15 protein-coding genes are annotated in these 16,452 nt (G+C 44.8%); 10 read left to right on the top strand and 5 right to left on the bottom strand.

Annotated elements, in window-relative coordinates:
* Positions 1-8 precede the first annotated feature (8 nt).
* On the top strand, positions 9-2,378 hold the full coding sequence (gene secA / locus NRF22_RS03245; RefSeq protein ID WP_263779231.1) for a preprotein translocase subunit SecA: 2,370 nt from the start codon (positions 9-11) through the stop codon (positions 2,376-2,378).
* Between the two features lie 24 nt (positions 2,379-2,402).
* Here the strand turns inward: secA and NRF22_RS03240 are convergent, their stop codons facing one another.
* The 3 genes from NRF22_RS03240 to NRF22_RS03230 form a co-directional block, all read right to left on the bottom strand.
* A complete protein-coding gene (locus NRF22_RS03240; protein ID WP_263779230.1) occupies positions 2,403-2,684 on the bottom strand; it encodes a hypothetical protein in 282 nt (93 codons plus the stop codon).
* 277 nt (positions 2,685-2,961) lie between these two features.
* Complete coding sequence (locus NRF22_RS03235) at positions 2,962-3,597, bottom strand: YigZ family protein (RefSeq protein ID WP_263779229.1); 636 nt, start codon at positions 3,595-3,597, stop codon at positions 2,962-2,964.
* Positions 3,594-4,883, bottom strand: a complete 1,290-nt coding sequence (locus tag NRF22_RS03230) for a replication-associated recombination protein A (RefSeq protein ID WP_263779228.1) — start codon at positions 4,881-4,883, stop codon at positions 3,594-3,596. Before NRF22_RS03230 ends, NRF22_RS03235 begins: the two co-directional genes overlap by 4 nt.
* Positions 4,884-5,121: 238 nt before the next feature.
* On the opposite strand from NRF22_RS03230, the gene rpsL reads away from it, so the two are divergent.
* The 5 genes from rpsL (at position 5,122) to ribF (ending at position 10,106) form a co-directional block, all read left to right on the top strand.
* On the top strand, positions 5,122-5,535 hold the full coding sequence (rpsL, locus tag NRF22_RS03225; protein WP_007746010.1) for a 30S ribosomal protein S12: 414 nt from the start codon (positions 5,122-5,124) through the stop codon (positions 5,533-5,535).
* 12 nt (positions 5,536-5,547) lie between these two features.
* Positions 5,548-6,018, top strand: coding sequence for a 30S ribosomal protein S7 (gene rpsG, locus NRF22_RS03220; protein WP_007746011.1), 471 nt, complete (start codon positions 5,548-5,550; stop codon positions 6,016-6,018).
* A gap of 15 nt (positions 6,019-6,033) precedes the next feature.
* Positions 6,034-8,145 (top strand): elongation factor G, encoded by a 2,112-nt coding sequence (gene fusA, locus NRF22_RS03215; protein WP_263779226.1) that lies wholly within the window; start codon positions 6,034-6,036, stop codon positions 8,143-8,145.
* 112 nt (positions 8,146-8,257) lie between these two features.
* Positions 8,258-9,154: a tRNA pseudouridine(55) synthase TruB gene (truB, locus tag NRF22_RS03210; RefSeq protein WP_263779225.1), complete on the top strand. Its 897-nt coding sequence runs from the start codon at positions 8,258-8,260 to the stop codon at positions 9,152-9,154.
* Positions 9,141-10,106 (top strand): riboflavin biosynthesis protein RibF, encoded by a 966-nt coding sequence (gene ribF, locus NRF22_RS03205; protein WP_263779224.1) that lies wholly within the window; start codon positions 9,141-9,143, stop codon positions 10,104-10,106. Before truB ends, ribF begins: the two co-directional genes overlap by 14 nt.
* On the opposite strand, the gene NRF22_RS03200 is transcribed toward ribF, so the two are convergent.
* A complete protein-coding gene (locus NRF22_RS03200) occupies positions 10,107-10,637 on the bottom strand; it encodes a GNAT family N-acetyltransferase (protein WP_263779223.1) in 531 nt (176 codons plus the stop codon).
* Between the two features lie 92 nt (positions 10,638-10,729).
* Between NRF22_RS03200 and grpE the strand changes: the two genes are divergently transcribed.
* The 4 genes from grpE to NRF22_RS03180 are packed head-to-tail and all read left to right on the top strand — an operon-like array spanning position 10,730 to position 14,459.
* Positions 10,730-11,311 carry a nucleotide exchange factor GrpE gene (gene grpE, locus NRF22_RS03195; RefSeq protein WP_263779222.1) on the top strand — a complete coding sequence of 194 codons (582 nt, stop codon included), beginning with the start codon at positions 10,730-10,732 and terminating at the stop codon, positions 11,309-11,311.
* Positions 11,312-11,323: 12 nt separating this feature from the next.
* Positions 11,324-13,168 carry a molecular chaperone DnaK gene (dnaK, locus tag NRF22_RS03190; RefSeq protein WP_007746026.1) on the top strand — a complete coding sequence of 615 codons (1,845 nt, stop codon included), beginning with the start codon at positions 11,324-11,326 and terminating at the stop codon, positions 13,166-13,168.
* Positions 13,169-13,201: 33 nt separating this feature from the next.
* On the top strand, positions 13,202-14,137 hold the full coding sequence (locus NRF22_RS03185) for a DnaJ C-terminal domain-containing protein (RefSeq protein WP_263779220.1): 936 nt from the start codon (positions 13,202-13,204) through the stop codon (positions 14,135-14,137).
* 16 nt (positions 14,138-14,153) lie between these two features.
* The gene (locus NRF22_RS03180; protein WP_263779219.1) at positions 14,154-14,459 is read left to right on the top strand and encodes a hypothetical protein; all 306 of its coding nucleotides are present in this window, start codon (positions 14,154-14,156) and stop codon (positions 14,457-14,459) included.
* On the opposite strand, the gene NRF22_RS03175 is transcribed toward NRF22_RS03180, so the two are convergent.
* Positions 14,448-16,403 (bottom strand): alpha/beta hydrolase family protein, encoded by a 1,956-nt coding sequence (locus NRF22_RS03175; protein ID WP_263779218.1) that lies wholly within the window; start codon positions 16,401-16,403, stop codon positions 14,448-14,450. The genes NRF22_RS03180 and NRF22_RS03175 overlap by 12 nt on opposite strands.
* Positions 16,404-16,452 lie beyond the last annotated feature (49 nt).

Genomic DNA, 16,452 nt, shown 5'->3' with positions numbered 1-16,452 from the left:
GGGCAAGTTTGGTAAATCCAGTTAGAAAAATAATTGAAAATCCAAAACGCCAGTTACGCAAATACGAGCATTTGGCTGATTTGACAGAGGCCTATGCTGATCAGATGGCAGCTTTGTCCGATCAGCAGCTGCAGGCTAAGACAACGGAATTCAAGCAGCGGCTGGCTTCCGGGGAGACGTTGGATCAGCTCTTGCCAGAGGCTTTTGCAGTTGTGCGCGAAGCTGACAAACGTGTTTTGGGTCTTTATCCCTTTAGAGTTCAGATCATCGGCGGTGCCGTCCTTCACGGCGGCAACATTGCTGAAATGAAGACTGGTGAAGGAAAGACGCTGACAGCCACGATGCCGGTTTATTTGAATGCTTTGCCGGCTCAAGGCGTGCACGTTGTCACGGTCAATGAATACTTAACACAGTATCAAGCTGAAGAAATGGGGCAAGTCTATAAGTGGCTTGGTTTGACGATCGGTGTCAATTTAAACGATATGTCGCCAGAAGAAAAACGTGCCGCTTTTGCCTGCGACATCACTTATACGACCAATTCTGCGATTGGTTTTGATTATCTGCGTGATAATATGGCACAGTCTTTGGACGAGCGTGTCATTCGTTCTTTGAATTATGTTCTGATCGATGAGGCTGATTCGATTTTGATTGATTCGGCTAGAACACCTCTGATTATCGGTGGCTCATCTGATAATGTAAATCTGCTTTACCAGCGTGCCGATCGTTTTGTCAAGACTCTGGATGAAGGTGAAAATCAGGATTACACAGTCGACGAAGAACAAAAGACTGCCATGCTGACGAATCAAGGTATTCACAAGGCCGAAGTATTTTTCAACACGGACAATCTGTATGGGGACGATAACGTTGCCTTAGCTCACTTTATTGAGACGGCCTTGCGGGCCAACTATTCCTTCTTCCGTGATAAGGATTATGTTGTTCGTGATGGCGAAGTTAAGTTAATTGATCAGTTTACTGGCCGTATCTCTGAAGGGACACGTATGTCAGACGGCCTGCACCAAGCTTTTGAAGCTAAAGAAGGCGTTCAGATTCAAGGCGAAGGTACGACGCTGGCTTCAATCACACTGCAGAATTTCTTTAGAATGTATAAGAAAATTTCCGGCATGACCGGTACAGCTAAGACTGAAGAAGAAGAGCTGAAAGAGATCTATAACATGGATGTCGTTCAGATTCCGACCAACGAACCAGTCCGTCGTGTTGATGAACCAGATGTTCTGTATTTTAGTTTGAAAGGCAAGTTTAAGGCTGTTGTTGATGAGATTGAGCGTTTGCATGCTAAAGGACAGCCTGTTCTTGTTGGGACTGTGTCAGTCGATACTTCAGAGCTGCTTTCTCAGATGCTTGTTAAAAAAGGTATTCAGCATAATGTGCTGAATGCGAAAAATAACGCTCGGGAAGCCGAAATTGTTGCTCAAGCCGGCCAGCGCGGTGCTGTGACGATTGCGACCAACATGGCCGGTCGTGGTACTGATATCAAATTAGGTCCCGGCATTGCGCAATTAGGTGGTTTGGCTGTCATCGGTACTGAACGTCACGAATCCCGTCGAATTGATAATCAGCTACGTGGCCGTTCCGGCCGTCAGGGGGATCCAGGATTTTCCCGTTTCTATTTGAGTTTGGAAGATGATTTGATGGTTCGTTTCGGTGCCGACCGTATCAAGAAATTGATGCAGCGCATGAACATGGATGATGATGACTCAGTTGTTAAAAATCCGATGATTTCACGTTCTGTCGAATCCGCCCAGCGGCGTGTTGAAGGCAATAACTACGATACACGTAAACAAGTGCTCCAATATGATGATGTCATGCGCCAGCAGCGTGAAATCATCTATGATGAAAGAACTCAGATTATGAAGTCCACTGAATCTTTGAAGGGGATTTTCCTGCCAATGGTCTATCGGACGATTGACCGCGTGGTGAATGCTCATACGACTGGTGCCGAAAAAGATTGGGATTTGTTGGCGATTGTTGATTTTGTTGATAATGCTTTGGATAACGAAGGCCAAGTTACGGTACCTGATTTGAATGGTAAAACAGCTGACCAGATTAAGCATTTGCTATATGAACTGGCTAATCGTGAATTCTTTGCTAAGCAAGATACACTGACCGATAAGACGCAGATGGTCAATTTTGAAAAGACGATCATGCTGCGTGCCATTGATCAGCATTGGATGCAGCATATTGATGATATGGATCGTCTGCGCCAATCTGTCATGGTGCGTTCTTATGGCCAGTACAACCCATTAATCGAGTATCAGACAGCTGCTTTCAGTACTTATAACAAGATGATCGATGATATCGAATATGATGCCACCCGTCTCTTCATGAAAGCCCAGATTCGCCAGAATTTGCGGTCATAAAAAAAGAAGCCTTAGGGCTTCTTTTTATTTTGGCGTATTGATTAATTTATTTAGTTGATAGAGAAAAACCCAGGCAAATATCATACTGGCAATTGCCGTCAATAGCAGCAGGATACGATTGTTAGTTAAAACGCCAACGATAGCCACGAGTGCTAAGAGAAGCAAAGGGATACCATTATGCAAGGTGATTCTTTTAATTTGCGGAAACTGTTCAACATCCCAAATGAATAATTTTTTCTGCTGGCTAACCAGATAACCGCCCAAAGCCAAATCGATGCATACGAGAATAATACCGACAATAATCATAACTCTGATTCTACATTTTCAGATAAAAAAAAGCACCCGTCCATAGACGAATGCCGCACCGATGCTGCCGTTAGCCGGCTTGCAGATTTTGACCCCTAATTGAAAAGTGGGAACTAAGTTCATGCTGCAGGTTTCCAAGTGAAAAGGCCTGCCTTGGACAATCACCGCTGTTCCCGGGTCAGTAGTTGTAAGGCAAAAACTGATAGTTAAGCCAGACGCGTACAGCCAAGCACGTGTTCTATTATATCAGCTTGTTTGGACAAATGTTTTCTCAGAACTAGTGCTTGATCAGCGTGGGGGACAAAATTTCAGCTATTTTTTTAATACCTATTCTAGCCGAAAACAAATTGGTCAGTTCCTCTTGAAAACGACTGCTGTCTGCCGTCGGGATCAATAAAGTGACGTTAACCTGTTGACCATAATCGCTTTTAGTTATTTCAGCGTGATGCTGCTGGATAAAATATTGCAAACGATCCAAAGATGCATAATCAGCTGTAACAGCTAGCTTGTCTTGCAGCACTAACTGAAAAATCTTTGTCTGTTCAACGACCTTGGCAGCAGCTCCTGAATAAGCGCGAATTAATCCGCCGGCGCCTAATTTAATCCCGCCAAAATAACGCGTCACGGTTATTAACACATTCACTAAATTATTTTTCGCAATAACATCCAAAACGGGTTTGCCGGCTGTGCCGCTGGGTTCACCGTTGTCGCTTTCCCTTTGGGTTTCTGATTTTAAGCCTAATGTATAGGCGAAGACGACATGGTTGGCTTCGCGATTGTTCTGCTGTACATTTGTAATTGCATTTTTAGCTGTTTCTTCACTTTCAATCGGAAAGATTTCGGCTATAAAACGTGATTTCTTTTCGATGAGTTCAAAACTATTGTGGCTTGTGACCGTCAGCAGTTCCGTCACTGTTTCAGACCCTTGCTTTGGCTTTCCTTTAAGCGCTTATAGGTATCAAACAGTCCTTGTTCGAATTTGGAATTGCCTTTAGCTTGGAAAAACTGCTGGTTTTTGATCTTATCAGGCAGGTATTGTTGGGCCACCCAGTCATTGGGAAAATCATGCGGATAGAGGTAATCGATTTGTTCGTCTTTGGATTTGCCCCAATTACGTGTGTTTTTCAGATGAATCGGCACATCGCCAGTGCTGCTGCTTTCAATTTTTTCCATCGCCTGGTTAATCGCCATGTAAGCGGAATTTGATTTAGGCGACAAGGCCAGCTCGATGACCGCGTTTGCCAAAGGGATGCGCGCTTCGGGAAGACCCAATTGCAAAGCAGCGGTAACGGCCTGAACGGCGTGGGCAGCTGCATTGGGGTTAGCCAAGCCGATATCTTCATAGGCGATAACTAGTAGGCGTCTGGCTGCGATGGCCAAGTCGCCGGCTTCTAAAATTCGACCTAAATAATAAATGCCGGCATCCACGTCCGAACCTCGTATTGATTTTTGAAAGGCCGAAATAACATCGTAATGGGCATCACCGTTTTTATCACCTGACATTGATTTGCGTTGGATCGTTTCTTCGATGATTGGCAGAGTGATGTGAATTTCTTTCTTATCGCCAACGGGCTTAGTTGAAAGCACAGCTAGTTCCAAACCATTGAGCGAGCTTCGCAGATCGCCGTCTGTGGCGGTAGCCAATTGGTTTTCAGCGTCAGAATCCAATTTAACATTATAATTGCCCAGGCCTCTTTGTTTATCGGTCAAAGCACGATCGACGGCCTTTTTAATGTCGTCTTCAGACAAAGGCTGGACTTGGAAAATCTGACAGCGGGAGCGGATGGCCGGCGTGACAGATAAATAAGGATTTTCTGTAGTCGCACCGATTAAGATAATTCGTCCGGATTCCAGATGGGGCAGCAGAAAATCTTGTTTCGTCTTGTCCAAACGATGAATTTCGTCCAATAAAAGCACGACCGATCCAGACATTTTGCCTTCTTCGGCCACTTCCTGCAATTCTTTTTTGCCATCTGTGGCAGCATTTAAAATTCGAAAGGAGAGATCTGTAGAACCGGCAATCGCCGAAGCGATAGAAGTCTTTCCAGTCCCAGGAGCGCCATATAGTATCATAGAAGATAGACGATGTGCCTGTACCATGCGCCAGATAATTTTACCTGGCCCGATCAAATGCTGCTGGCCGACAACTTCTTCGATTTTTTCCGGCCGCATGCGATAGGCCAATGGTTGTGTATTCATAGCTCTATTTTAGTGGAAATGGGTCATTATGAAAAATTTGCGGTCTGCTAATGTTTAATGGAAACAAACGGTTGACGGCTGAAGGCCGGGTGTTATATACTAATTCCGTGCTTTCTTGCGCTTTTGTGCGGTTTAAAGCATTTTTTAAAGTCCAAGTTAGGACACGCCTGGTACTGTGGACAGGCACTTAAAAAAGCAAGAAATACCCAGTATTATTCAATTATTTTAGGAGAAATATATGCCAACTATTAACCAATTAGTTCGCAAGCCTCGTAAGCCCAAGACATTCAAGTCTAAGGTCCCAGCTTTGAACTTTGGATATAACTCAATGTCCAAAAAGCAAACTAGAAATACTGCGCCGCAAAAGCGCGGTGTTGCGACACGTGTCGGAACCATGTCGCCAAAAAAGCCGAACTCTGCTTTGCGTAAGTACGCTCGTGTTCGTCTTTCCAACCAGTATGAAGTGACAGCTTACATTCCAGGAATCGGCCACAACCTTCAGGAACACTCTGTTGTTCTGATCCGTGGCGGACGTGTTAAGGATCTTCCTGGTGTCCGTTATCATATTATTCGTGGTGCCCTTGATACTGCCGGCGTTGACGGCCGTATGAATGGACGCTCTAAATACGGCGCAAAGCGTCCAAAGAAGTAAAGGAGTAGACCAATGCCTAGAAAAGCTTATACAAAGCAACAAGAAGTGTTGCCAGATCCAATTTATAATTCAAAACTTGTTAGTCGTTTGATCAACAAGTTAATGCTTGATGGAAAGCGCGGTACGGCCTCATCGATTCTTTACAAATCTTTTGAGCGTATCCAAGCTGAGACTGGTAACGACCCAGTCGAAGTTTTCCAGCAAGCCATGGAAAATGTGATGCCTGTCTTGGAAGTTAAAGCACGCCGTGTCGGCGGTTCTAACTATCAAGTACCTATCGAAGTTCGTCCAGAAAGGCGTACGACCTTAGGACTCCGCTGGATTGTGCAGTATGCGCGTTTGCGTTCTGAGCGGACAATGGAAGAGCGTTTATCCAAAGAAATTCTAGATGCCGCCAACGGCACCGGTGCTTCAGTCAAGAAGCGCGATGACACGCATAAAATGGCCGAGGCGAACCGTGCCTTTGCCCATTATCGTTGGTAATTAAAAGGAGATAATATGGCTGCTACTCGCGAATTCCCTCTAGAGAGGACCCGCAATATTGGGATCATGGCTCATATCGATGCCGGTAAGACGACAACGACCGAGCGTATCCTTTATTACACGGGTAAAATTCATAAAATTGGTGAAACCCATGATGGTGCTTCACAGATGGACTTCATGGATCAGGAAAAGGAACGTGGTATCACGATTCAATCCGCTGCCACGACTGCCATTTGGCATGGTTTCCACGAACAATGGAAGGATACGCCTTACCGTGTCAACATTATCGATACACCAGGACACGTTGATTTCACGATTGAAGTTGAACGTTCTCTGCGTGTTTTGGATGGTGCGATCGCTGTTTTGGATGGTGCGGCCGGTGTTGAACCACAGACTGAAACAGTTTGGCGGCAGGCAACGACTTATTCGGTACCGCGTCTTGTGTTTGTTAACAAAATGGACAAATTGGGTGCCGACTTTCAGATGTCTGTCGATTCCTTAAAGGAACGCCTGGATGTTAATGCCAAAGCTATTCAGTGGCCAATCGGTGCCGAAGATGATTTTGCTGGTGTGATTGATCTAATCGAGCGTCAAGCCTGGTATCCGGATGATAAATTGGGAACGGAGTGGGAGACCCGCCCAATTCCTGATGATTTGAAGGATCTAGTTGAAGAAAAGCGTGAAGAGTTAATTGAAGCGGTTGCTGATGTTGATGATGAATTGATGGAGAAGTACCTTGGCGAGGAAACAATTTCTGTTGCCGATCTGAAAGCTGCTATCCGTCGCGCCACTTTGGCTTTGAAGTTCTATCCAGTACTTGCTGGTTCTGCTTATAAAGATAAGGGTGTTCAGCTGATGCTGGATGCGGTGGTTGACTATTTGCCATCACCGTTGGAAGTCCGTCCTTATACGGCGACTGATCCTGAAACGGGCAAAGAAGTCGACTTAATCGCCGATGATAAGAAGCCTTTCGCTGCTTTAGCCTTTAAGATTATGACTGACCCTTATGTCGGCCGTTTGACTTTCTTGCGTGTCTACACGGGAACTTTGAAGTCTGGTTCTTATGTGCAAAATACGACCAAAGATACACGTGAACGTGTCGGCCGTCTGTTGCAGATGCATGCCATTACCCGTACTGAGATTGATGAGGTTTTTTCCGGTGATATTGCTGCTGCAATTGGCTTGAAGTCAACATCTACCGGAGATTCACTTACGGCTGTTGACCATCCGCTGGTTCTTGAATCAATGGACTTCCCTGACCCCGTTATCCAAATGGCTGTTGAGCCAAAGACAAAGGCTGATCAGGAAAAGATGGCTGAGGCCCTGCAGAAGCTTTCTGAAGAAGATCCTTCCTTCCATGCCGAGACTAATCCAGAGACTGGTCAAACATTGATTTCTGGTATGGGTGAACTGCACTTGGACATTATGGTTGACCGTATGCGTCGTGAGTTCAATGTTGATGTCAATGTTGGTACGCCGCAGGTTGCTTACCGTGAGGCCTTTACAAAGACTGTTCAGGCGCAAGGCAAGTACATCCGCCAGTCTGGTGGTAAAGGTCAGTATGGTGATGTTTGGATCGAATTTGGTCCTAATGACGAAGGCAAGGGCTTTGAATTTGATAATGCCATTGTCGGTGGTGTTGTGCCGCGTGAATACATTCCAGCTGTCGAACAAGGTTTGAAAGAAGCCATGCAGTCTGGTCCTTTGGCCGGTTATCCATTGGTTGATTTGAAAGCCAAGCTCTATGACGGAAGTTACCATGAAGTCGATTCTTCTGAAGCTGCCTTTAAGATTGCTGCCTCCATGTCTTTGCGTGAAGCAGCCAAGACTGCCGGTGCTGTAATTCTTGAACCGATTATGAAGGTTTCGATTGTGACACCAACTGACAATCTGGGTGATGTGATGGGCCATGTTTCAGCTCGTCGCGGCATGATTGAAGACCAGGAAACACACGGTAATTCAGTGACTGTGACTGCTAAAGTGCCTTTGGCCGAAATGTTCGGTTATACAACGACTTTGCGTTCAGCAACTCAAGGACGTGGTGTTTTCCAGATGTTCTTCGACCATTACGAAGCCGTACCTCGTAATGTGCAAGAAGATATCATTAAGAATGCTGGAAAAGAATAACTTTTTCCAAATTAAAAGCGGGATTGATTCCCGCTTTTTTCTTTGGCTGAATTCGCTTTTGAAGTAATATTGTATCGTAGATCATTTTTAGATCATCAAGGAGAAAGACCGCGTGTACAACGGAATTGTTTTAATCGATAAACCTGCCGGCATGACGAGCTTTGATGTCGTTTCAAAAATGCGGCAGGTTTTTCATCAGAAACAAGTTGGGCATACTGGGACTTTAGATCCCTCGGTCACTGGGCTGTTAGTCATTGTTTTGGGAAAAGGGACTAAATTGATCGATTTTCTTCAGCAATCCGAAAAAAAATATTGTGCTGATATGATTTTGGGTATCAAAACCGATACGCAGGATCTTGATGGTCAAATTATTGAAACGCTGCCGTTAAAAGAGCCGATCAGCGAGCTGAAGCTCCAGCAGACTCTGACTACTTTTCTTGGGCAAAGTCTCCAGGTACCGCCCATGTATTCAGCGATTAAAGTCAATGGCAAAAGACTTTACGATCTTGCTAGAAAAGGGCAGACTGTTGAACGGAAGGCTCGAAGTATTACGATCAGCCAGCTCGACCAGATTGGCGCGTCGCATTTTGATCAAGGCGCTGGCCGGCAGTACCTGAGCTTTACGGCAACTGTTTCAAAGGGGACTTACATTCGTACACTGGTCGAAGATATTGGTGCCAGCATGGCTGTACCGGCCGTGATGAAAAAATTGCGTCGGCTAGCTGCTGATGGTTATCGTGTTGACCATGCTGTGCCGCTAGAAGAATTATTGAAAAATCCGTCTCCGGATCAATTCGTTATCCCCCTGGAAAAGTTGTTAAAACAGCTGCCAATGGTGGCAATTAAGCAGGCTGATTGGCAATTAGTCCAGCATGGTGCTTGGCTAAGGGACTTGGAAACGGATGCACCGCTTGTGAGAATTTTTTATAATCAATCTCTGCAGGCAATTTATAAAAAGGATCAAGGCCTGTACCGGCCTGAAAAAATGCTGCTTCATGAAAGTCATTAATTTACAATTTCCCAATATTTATCAATCGGACCAAGATCATCAATTTGTTTTAGCGGTGGGTTATTTTGATGGGCTTCATTTGGGCCACCAGGCCGTTATTCGGCGTGCTCAGCAAATTGCCGAGCAGAGATCTTTGAAACTGGCTGTGCTGACCTATCGACAATCGCCTGCTAGTTTTTATCAGGACGATGCTAGTTTAAAAGCACCAATTCTGCCATTACCGGAAAAATTGAAAAAGTTTGCCGAGATGAAAGTTGATACAGTTTTTCTGATTGATTATAGTTTGGCTTTCGGTCAACAACCCGCGCAGACTTATGTCGATCATTACCTTGCAAAAATGGGCCTGGCGGTGCTTGTTGCCGGTTTTGACCATACATACGGGTCAGCCAAAGAAAAGGCTGATATGGCTCATTTACCCATTTATGCGAAGAAGCGCTTTGAGATAGTCTCGGTCTCCGAACAAGATGACGCTGATGGTAAGATTTCATCCACGCGTATTCGCCATTTGATCCAATCCGGTAAAGTCAGTGATGCAAACCGGCTCTTGGGATATGATTATCGGACGATCGGGCGAGTTGTTTTAGGCAATCAAATCGGCCGGACCTTGGGTTTTCCGACCGCGAACCAGCAGTTAATTGAGCCGCAGCTGCTTCCAAAAGCCGCTGTTTATGCCGTCAGAGTGAAGATTTTGACTGGGCAGTTTGCAGGGAAAATGCTGAACGGCATGGCTTCGATCGGGCACAACGTCACTTTCGGAGACAATAATCCGATGACAGTCGAAATCAATTTATTTGATTTTTATGGCAATATCTACGATGAAACGATTGCAGTTGATTGGATTGATTATGTCCGCGACCAGCAAAAGTTCGATTCGGTCAGAGGGCTAGTCGACAAACTGCACGAGGATCAATCTGTGATCAAAAAAATTCTGGCCGCTAATTCGCCAGTCTGATCAGGGGCGCAAGATCAGCTGATAGGCAAAACGCGCGTTATCCTGATAATCTTGAACGCGAATAATGCCGCGTTTTTCAAAGGCAAATTTGGCAGCTAAATGCTGCATGGCATAATTCAAACGATGAGTATCGAAACGGACCTGATCAAATCCAAGCCGTTCAGACTCTTTAATTAATAAGTCAAAAAAGGAATTTGCCAGATGCTGGCCGGAGAATTGATCGGAAATGGCAATCCGATGTATTGTTGTATAATGCAAATTGTTTGCCTTCCGCCAACTGCCATCTTCGATTTCGGCATAACTGGGTTCAGCTTCCTGCATCAGGGCAGCGATGCCAGCTATCTGGCTATCGACAAGCAGGACATAGGACCAATTTTTGGCAATATCATGTTTGAAAGAATCTTCATTGGGGTATCCGCCTTGCCATTGGGGAGATCCAGCAGCTTTCAAACGTGCTTTGGCTTGATTAATAATTTGCATAACTTCTGGCAGATCGGCCAGTTTTGTTAATCTGATAGATAACTTAGGCATGATTCTCGATTATAGCAAAAAAAATGTTTGACCAATCTTGACTATTTGACCAATATTGTTTATTATTTTCAGGTACGAATTGAGGTGAACTTTTGGTAGAAAAGAAGAAATCACAAGCTAAGAATCAAGAGAAATCCGCGAGCGAAGAAGAAATCGAGCGGGCCGTCAAAGGGTCTAAGGAAGAGCCTAAGACAGAGGCAGCCGCTAAAGAGGCAGGTCAGCCGGCTAAAAAAGAGGCACCAGCTGTTGACTATGAGGACAAATTTTATCGTGCAGAAGCAGAGCTGCAGAATGTTCAGCAGCGATTTAGCAAGGAACGTGCGACGATGCTGAAGTATGAGGGCCAGGATCTGGCAAAAAGTATTTTGCCAGCGCTGGATAATTTGGAGCGGGCTTTAAGCAATGACGATGATGACGAGGGATCTAAAAAGATCCGCCGCGGCGTTGAGCTTACCTATAAATCTTTGAGCAATGCACTGCGCGATAACGGCATCACAGAGATTGGCAAGAGTGGTGACCAGTTCGATCCAAAACTTCACAACGCGATTCAAAAGACACCGATTGATGATCCGGAAAAACAGAAAGCCGATACGATTGCAGTTGTTTTGCAAAGGGGATATCAATTGCATGACCGGGTTTTGCGTCCGGCAATGGTTAGTGTTTATACAAAATAAGGAGGACTTAAAATGTCAAAAATTATTGGTATCGATTTAGGAACAACAAACTCAGCTGTTGCCGTCATGGAAGGCAATGAGCCAAAAATTATTACAAATCCAGATGGCGGGCGGACGACACCATCAGTTGTCGCATTTAAAAACGGTGAAATTCAGGTCGGCGATGTTGCAAAACGTCAAGCAATCGTCAATCCTGATACGATTTCATCAATCAAGCGTCACATGGGCGAAAGCAACTATCGTGTGAAGGCCAATGGCAAAGAATACCGCCCTGAAGAAATTTCAGCCATGATTCTGCAATACATTAAAAAATATGCGGAAGATTATTTAGGAACACCCGTTAGCGATGCTGTTATCACGGTGCCTGCCTACTTTAACGATGCTCAGCGTCAGGCAACAAAAGATGCTGGAAAAATTGCTGGTTTGAATGTTCAGCGTATCATTAACGAACCAACGGCGGCCGCTTTAGCCTTCGGCCTGGATAAGCTTGATAAGGATCAAAAGATTCTTGTTTATGATTTGGGTGGTGGTACTTTTGATGTTTCCATCCTTGAATTAGGTGATGGTGTCTTTGAAGTTTTGTCAACTAATGGCGATACACACCTTGGTGGTGATGATTTCGATCAGAAAGTGATTGACTGGCTAGTTAGTGACTTCAAAAAAGAAAATGGCGTTGACCTATCAACTGATTCGTTAGCTTTGCAGCGTTTGAAAGATGAAGCTGAAAAAGCTAAGAAGACCTTGTCTTCAGCCAATGAAGCTCAGATTCTGTTGCCATTTATTCACCAAAACCTGAACATTGATAAGACCTTGACGCGCGCACAATTCAACCAGCTGACTGCTGACTTGGTGGACCGTGCTAAGGCACCAGTCCAAAATGCCATGAAGGATGCCGGATTGAGCTTCTCTGATATTGATGAAGTGATCTTAAATGGTGGTTCGACACGTATTCCAGCTGTTCAAGAATCAGTCAAGGAATTAACTGGTAAAGAACCTAACCACTCAATCAACCCTGATGAGGCCGTTGCTTTAGGCGCTGCTGTTCAAGGTGCTGTGATTACTGGTGATGTGAAAGATGTTGTTCTGCTTGATGTGACGCCTCTGTCATTAGGTATTGAAACAATGGGCGGCGTCATGACCAAGCTGATTGACCGCAACACAACGATTCCGACTTCTAAGTCGCAAGTCTTCTCAACGGCTGCTGATAATCAGCCGGCAGTTGATATTCACGTTCTGCAAGGCGAACGTCCTATGGCTGCCGATAACAAGACTTTGGGCAATTTCCAATTGTCTGATATTCCTGCCGCACCGCGTGGCATTCCACAGATTGAAGTGACATTTGATATTGACCGAAATGGTATTGTATCTGTTTCCGCTAAGGATAAAGGTACTGGCAAGAGCCAAAAGATCACGATCCAAAATCCAGGAAGCATTTCTAAAGAAGAGATCGACAAGATGGTGAAGGACGCTCAGTCCAACGAAGAAGCCGATAAGAAAAAGAAAGAAGAAGTTGATTTGCATAACGAAGTTGATCAGTTGATCTTCTCTAGTGAAAAAACTTTGACTGATGTTGGCGACAAGCTGGGCGATGCTGATAAAAAGCCGGTTCAAGACGCTTTGGACGAATTGAAGAAGGCCAAGGATTCTAACAATCTTGAGACCTTGAAAGAAAAGAAGGATGCTTTGGAAAAGGCAGCACAGGCTTTGGCAATTAAGCTCTATCAGCAGTCTGCACCACAGTCTGGTGCAGCTGGCCAAGCTGGTCAGGCCGGACCTGATAATGGCGGCAAGTCAGGCGACGATGGTAAGACTGTCGATGGTGACTTTAAAGAAGTTAATCCTGACGACAAAAAGTAATCAAACTGCCGGGGGAATCCCGGCCTACATATTATGGATAATGAAGAATATTACAACACACTAGGAATTGATAAAAACGCGAGCCAAGATGAGATCAAGCATGCCTATCGGAAGCTTTCAAAGAAATATCATCCTGATTTAAATCACGAGCCCGGTGCCGAAGATAAATATAAGCAAGTACAAGAAGCTTATGAAACCTTAGGCAATCCGCAAAAGAAGGCTGCTTATGATCAGTACGGCAAGGCTGGCGCAAACGCTGGTGCCGGACAGAATGGTTTTGGCGGCGGCTTTCAGCAGGGTGGATTCAGCTTTAATGGCCAGGATTTTGGTGATTTTGGTGATATCTTTAGTCAAATGTTTGGCGGCGGCTTCAACCCTAACGGACCGCGCAAGGGACGTGATTTACAATATCGTGTTAATTTAACATTTGAAGAAGCTGTTTTCGGTAAAGAAACAGAAATCAAATATGTCCGTCAAGAAAAAGGCGGTAGTTCTAAAGAACATGCCGTCAAAGTCACGATTCCGGCGGGTGTTGAGACTGGCCAGCAGATGCGTTTGTCTGGTCAAGGGGAGGCTGGTGTTAACGGCGGCCCCTATGGTGATTTGTATGTGTCTTTTGTTGTTGGCAAATCAGCAGACGGCTTTCAAAGAGAAGGTGCGGATATTTATTCTGAAAAAGGCATCAGCTTTGTGCAAGCGGCTTTGGGCGATAAGATTACAGTCAAGACAGTCCGCGGTGAAGTTGAGCTGACCGTGCCGGCTGGTACGCAGACGGGAACCGAGTTCCGTTTGCGTGGTAAAGGGTCAGCTTATGTTAATAATCCCAACCGAATCGGTGACCATTATGTCAAAGTTGTTGTGCAGGTACCGAAGAGATTGAGTGAAAAGGAAAGAAAGGCCTTGCAGAACTACGCGGAAACACGTGGGGAATCTGTGACGCCGCAAAAGAAAAGAGGGCTGTTCGGCTAATCGTTAGCCTTTTTTTATGAAAAAAAATCAGTACAAAGTGCAGCTTTTTTATGGGTTGCCAGTCAGCCAAAATGATCAGGGACAATTTGTCTTTGCTGCAAATCGCAAAGAGATGAGTGTCTGGCGCACTGGGAAACATACTTCTGGCCGCTTTACGGAAATCGGTCAGTTTTTTTTGACTGAAAATAAATTGACGGTAGTGATTTTAAAGGCGGTTGATCTGCCTTTTAAAGATCGTCATCAATTTACACCGCTGGCACGTTTTTTGGATAAAAAAATAGACGATTCTGAATTGAATCGTCTAAAAAAATTATTTGTGTGAATCCAGCCAGCTTTCAATGTCTGACAATCTCTGCATCCGAAGACTCGGCAGCCCGTCGCGGGAAAAACCATGAAAACTTTGCGGGTAGCGAATAAACTTGGTTTCGCCGCCATGCTGTTTGACAGCTGTGTAGAATTGCTCAGATTGTTCGATTGGGCAGCGCATATCCCATTCGCCAGCCTGAATCAAGAGCGGTGTCGTGACATTTTGTGCATAGGCAAGTGGAGACCGTTTCCAATATTCAGCTAAGCCGCCTTCATCATATAGTCCTAGGCCAAGTTCGGACTCATTAAAGAACCAGCCGATATCTGAAGTACCCCACATAGAAATCCAGTTAATCACGGACCGCTGTGTCACAGCTGCTTTGAAACGCTGAGTGTGCCCGACGGCCCAGCTGGTCATAAAGCCGCCATAAGACCCGCCGGCGATGTATTGGTGATCGCGGTCTAATTCGGGGAAATGATCTAAAGCATAGTCCAGGCCAGCCAAAACATCGGTATAATCGCCTTCGCCATAGTGGCCGATCACAGCAGACTCGAATTTTTGGCCATAAGTTGTTGAACCACGCGGATTAACGAAAACAATTGCATATCCGTGGCTAGCGTGCACCTGAAATTCATGGAAGAAAGTCTCGCCATAAGCACCGTGCGGGCCGCCATGAACATAAAGCAGAACAGGGACGTTTTCTTTATCTTTTGGATCAAGTGCATGCATATACCAGCCATCATGATCCCAACCGTCTGCAGTTTGAAAAGTGAAACGGTCTACTTTGGCATAATCGTGCTCGCTTTCAAACTTCAGATTGGGGTTGTAGAGCTGAAATTGGGCATTTGCTTTTAAGTCCAATTTGACGATTTCGTTGGCTTTGCTTTGTGCCGAAACTGAAAAAGCCACTTGTGCATTCGGCAAAAGGGTGAAATCGTAAATCTGGTTTAATTCATTGTAGACAATGCGAAACTGACTGCCTGACCCTGTAAATGCCTGAGAATGGCCATGATAGGCGGCTGTGAAAAAGTAATTGGCATTATCAATCCAAGCTAGTACCCGGCCTGAGGATTGCTGCTCAAAATCAGCTGCTAAATGGCTGCTCAAATCAAAATCAGCTTCACGCGTCAAATTTGTGAGTTTTTGTTCGCTCACATCGTAGAGATAAAGTTCCTGTTTCGTATTATTTCTAAGATGTTCGTCATCGCCAGCCAAAAGAATTTTGTTGGCATCCGGTGAGAAACGTGCGTCAAAAAACTGGCCTTTAGCTTCATCCTTTGTAATAAAACTGCTTTTTTTACTAGCAAAGTCATAGGCATAAATACCTTCGCCGAAATCCTGTTCATCGTCCGGCAGATTTTTGGCACTGTACAAGAATTGCCGGTCATCTGATGAAATATCCAATAAACTGATCGGATACTTCCCTTGAAATAGCTCAACACTGCTTTTAGTGCTGGGATCGAAACTAAAGGTTGCATAAACGGCTTGGTCATCAATCCATCCCAAACCGTCAAAACGGCTGATTAATCGCTTCACTTGACGTGTTTTTGGAAAATCTTCTGTCTTAAATTTACTGGGGATATCGGATTTCTTAGTCTGAAAAAGCAGACGGTGTCCATCAGATAAGGCTAAAACATCGATGACATCCCTTTTTTCAAAAGTCACTTGTGTTGCAACACCGCCTTTTAAGTTAATTGTAAACAACTGATTTTTCTTGCTGCGATCATCCTTGGCGGTAAAATACAATGATTCCCCCAAAATAACCGGATTGCTATTGATTCCCTTGCCGTTTGCCCAGGTCTGTACCAAGCCTGATTCATCGACCGACTTGATTGTGCTGTTATAACTGTTCGACTTGGCATCAAGGAAATTCTCGACAAAGAAAATTTTGCCATCGCCATAAGTGAGCTGAGACGCTGATTTTAATTTAAATAAATCTTGTGATGTGATTCCTGACATACTTACTCCTCTATATTTCTTTTAATTTTAGCGGTTTATCCATGCAATC

This window comes from Oenococcus kitaharae (assembly GCF_025758695.1).
GTDB classification, from domain to species: Bacteria; Bacillota; Bacilli; order Lactobacillales; family Lactobacillaceae; genus Oenococcus; species Oenococcus kitaharae_A.
The sequence above is the reverse complement of the archived record's forward strand: the minus strand, read 5'-3'. Positions and strand labels throughout refer to the sequence as shown.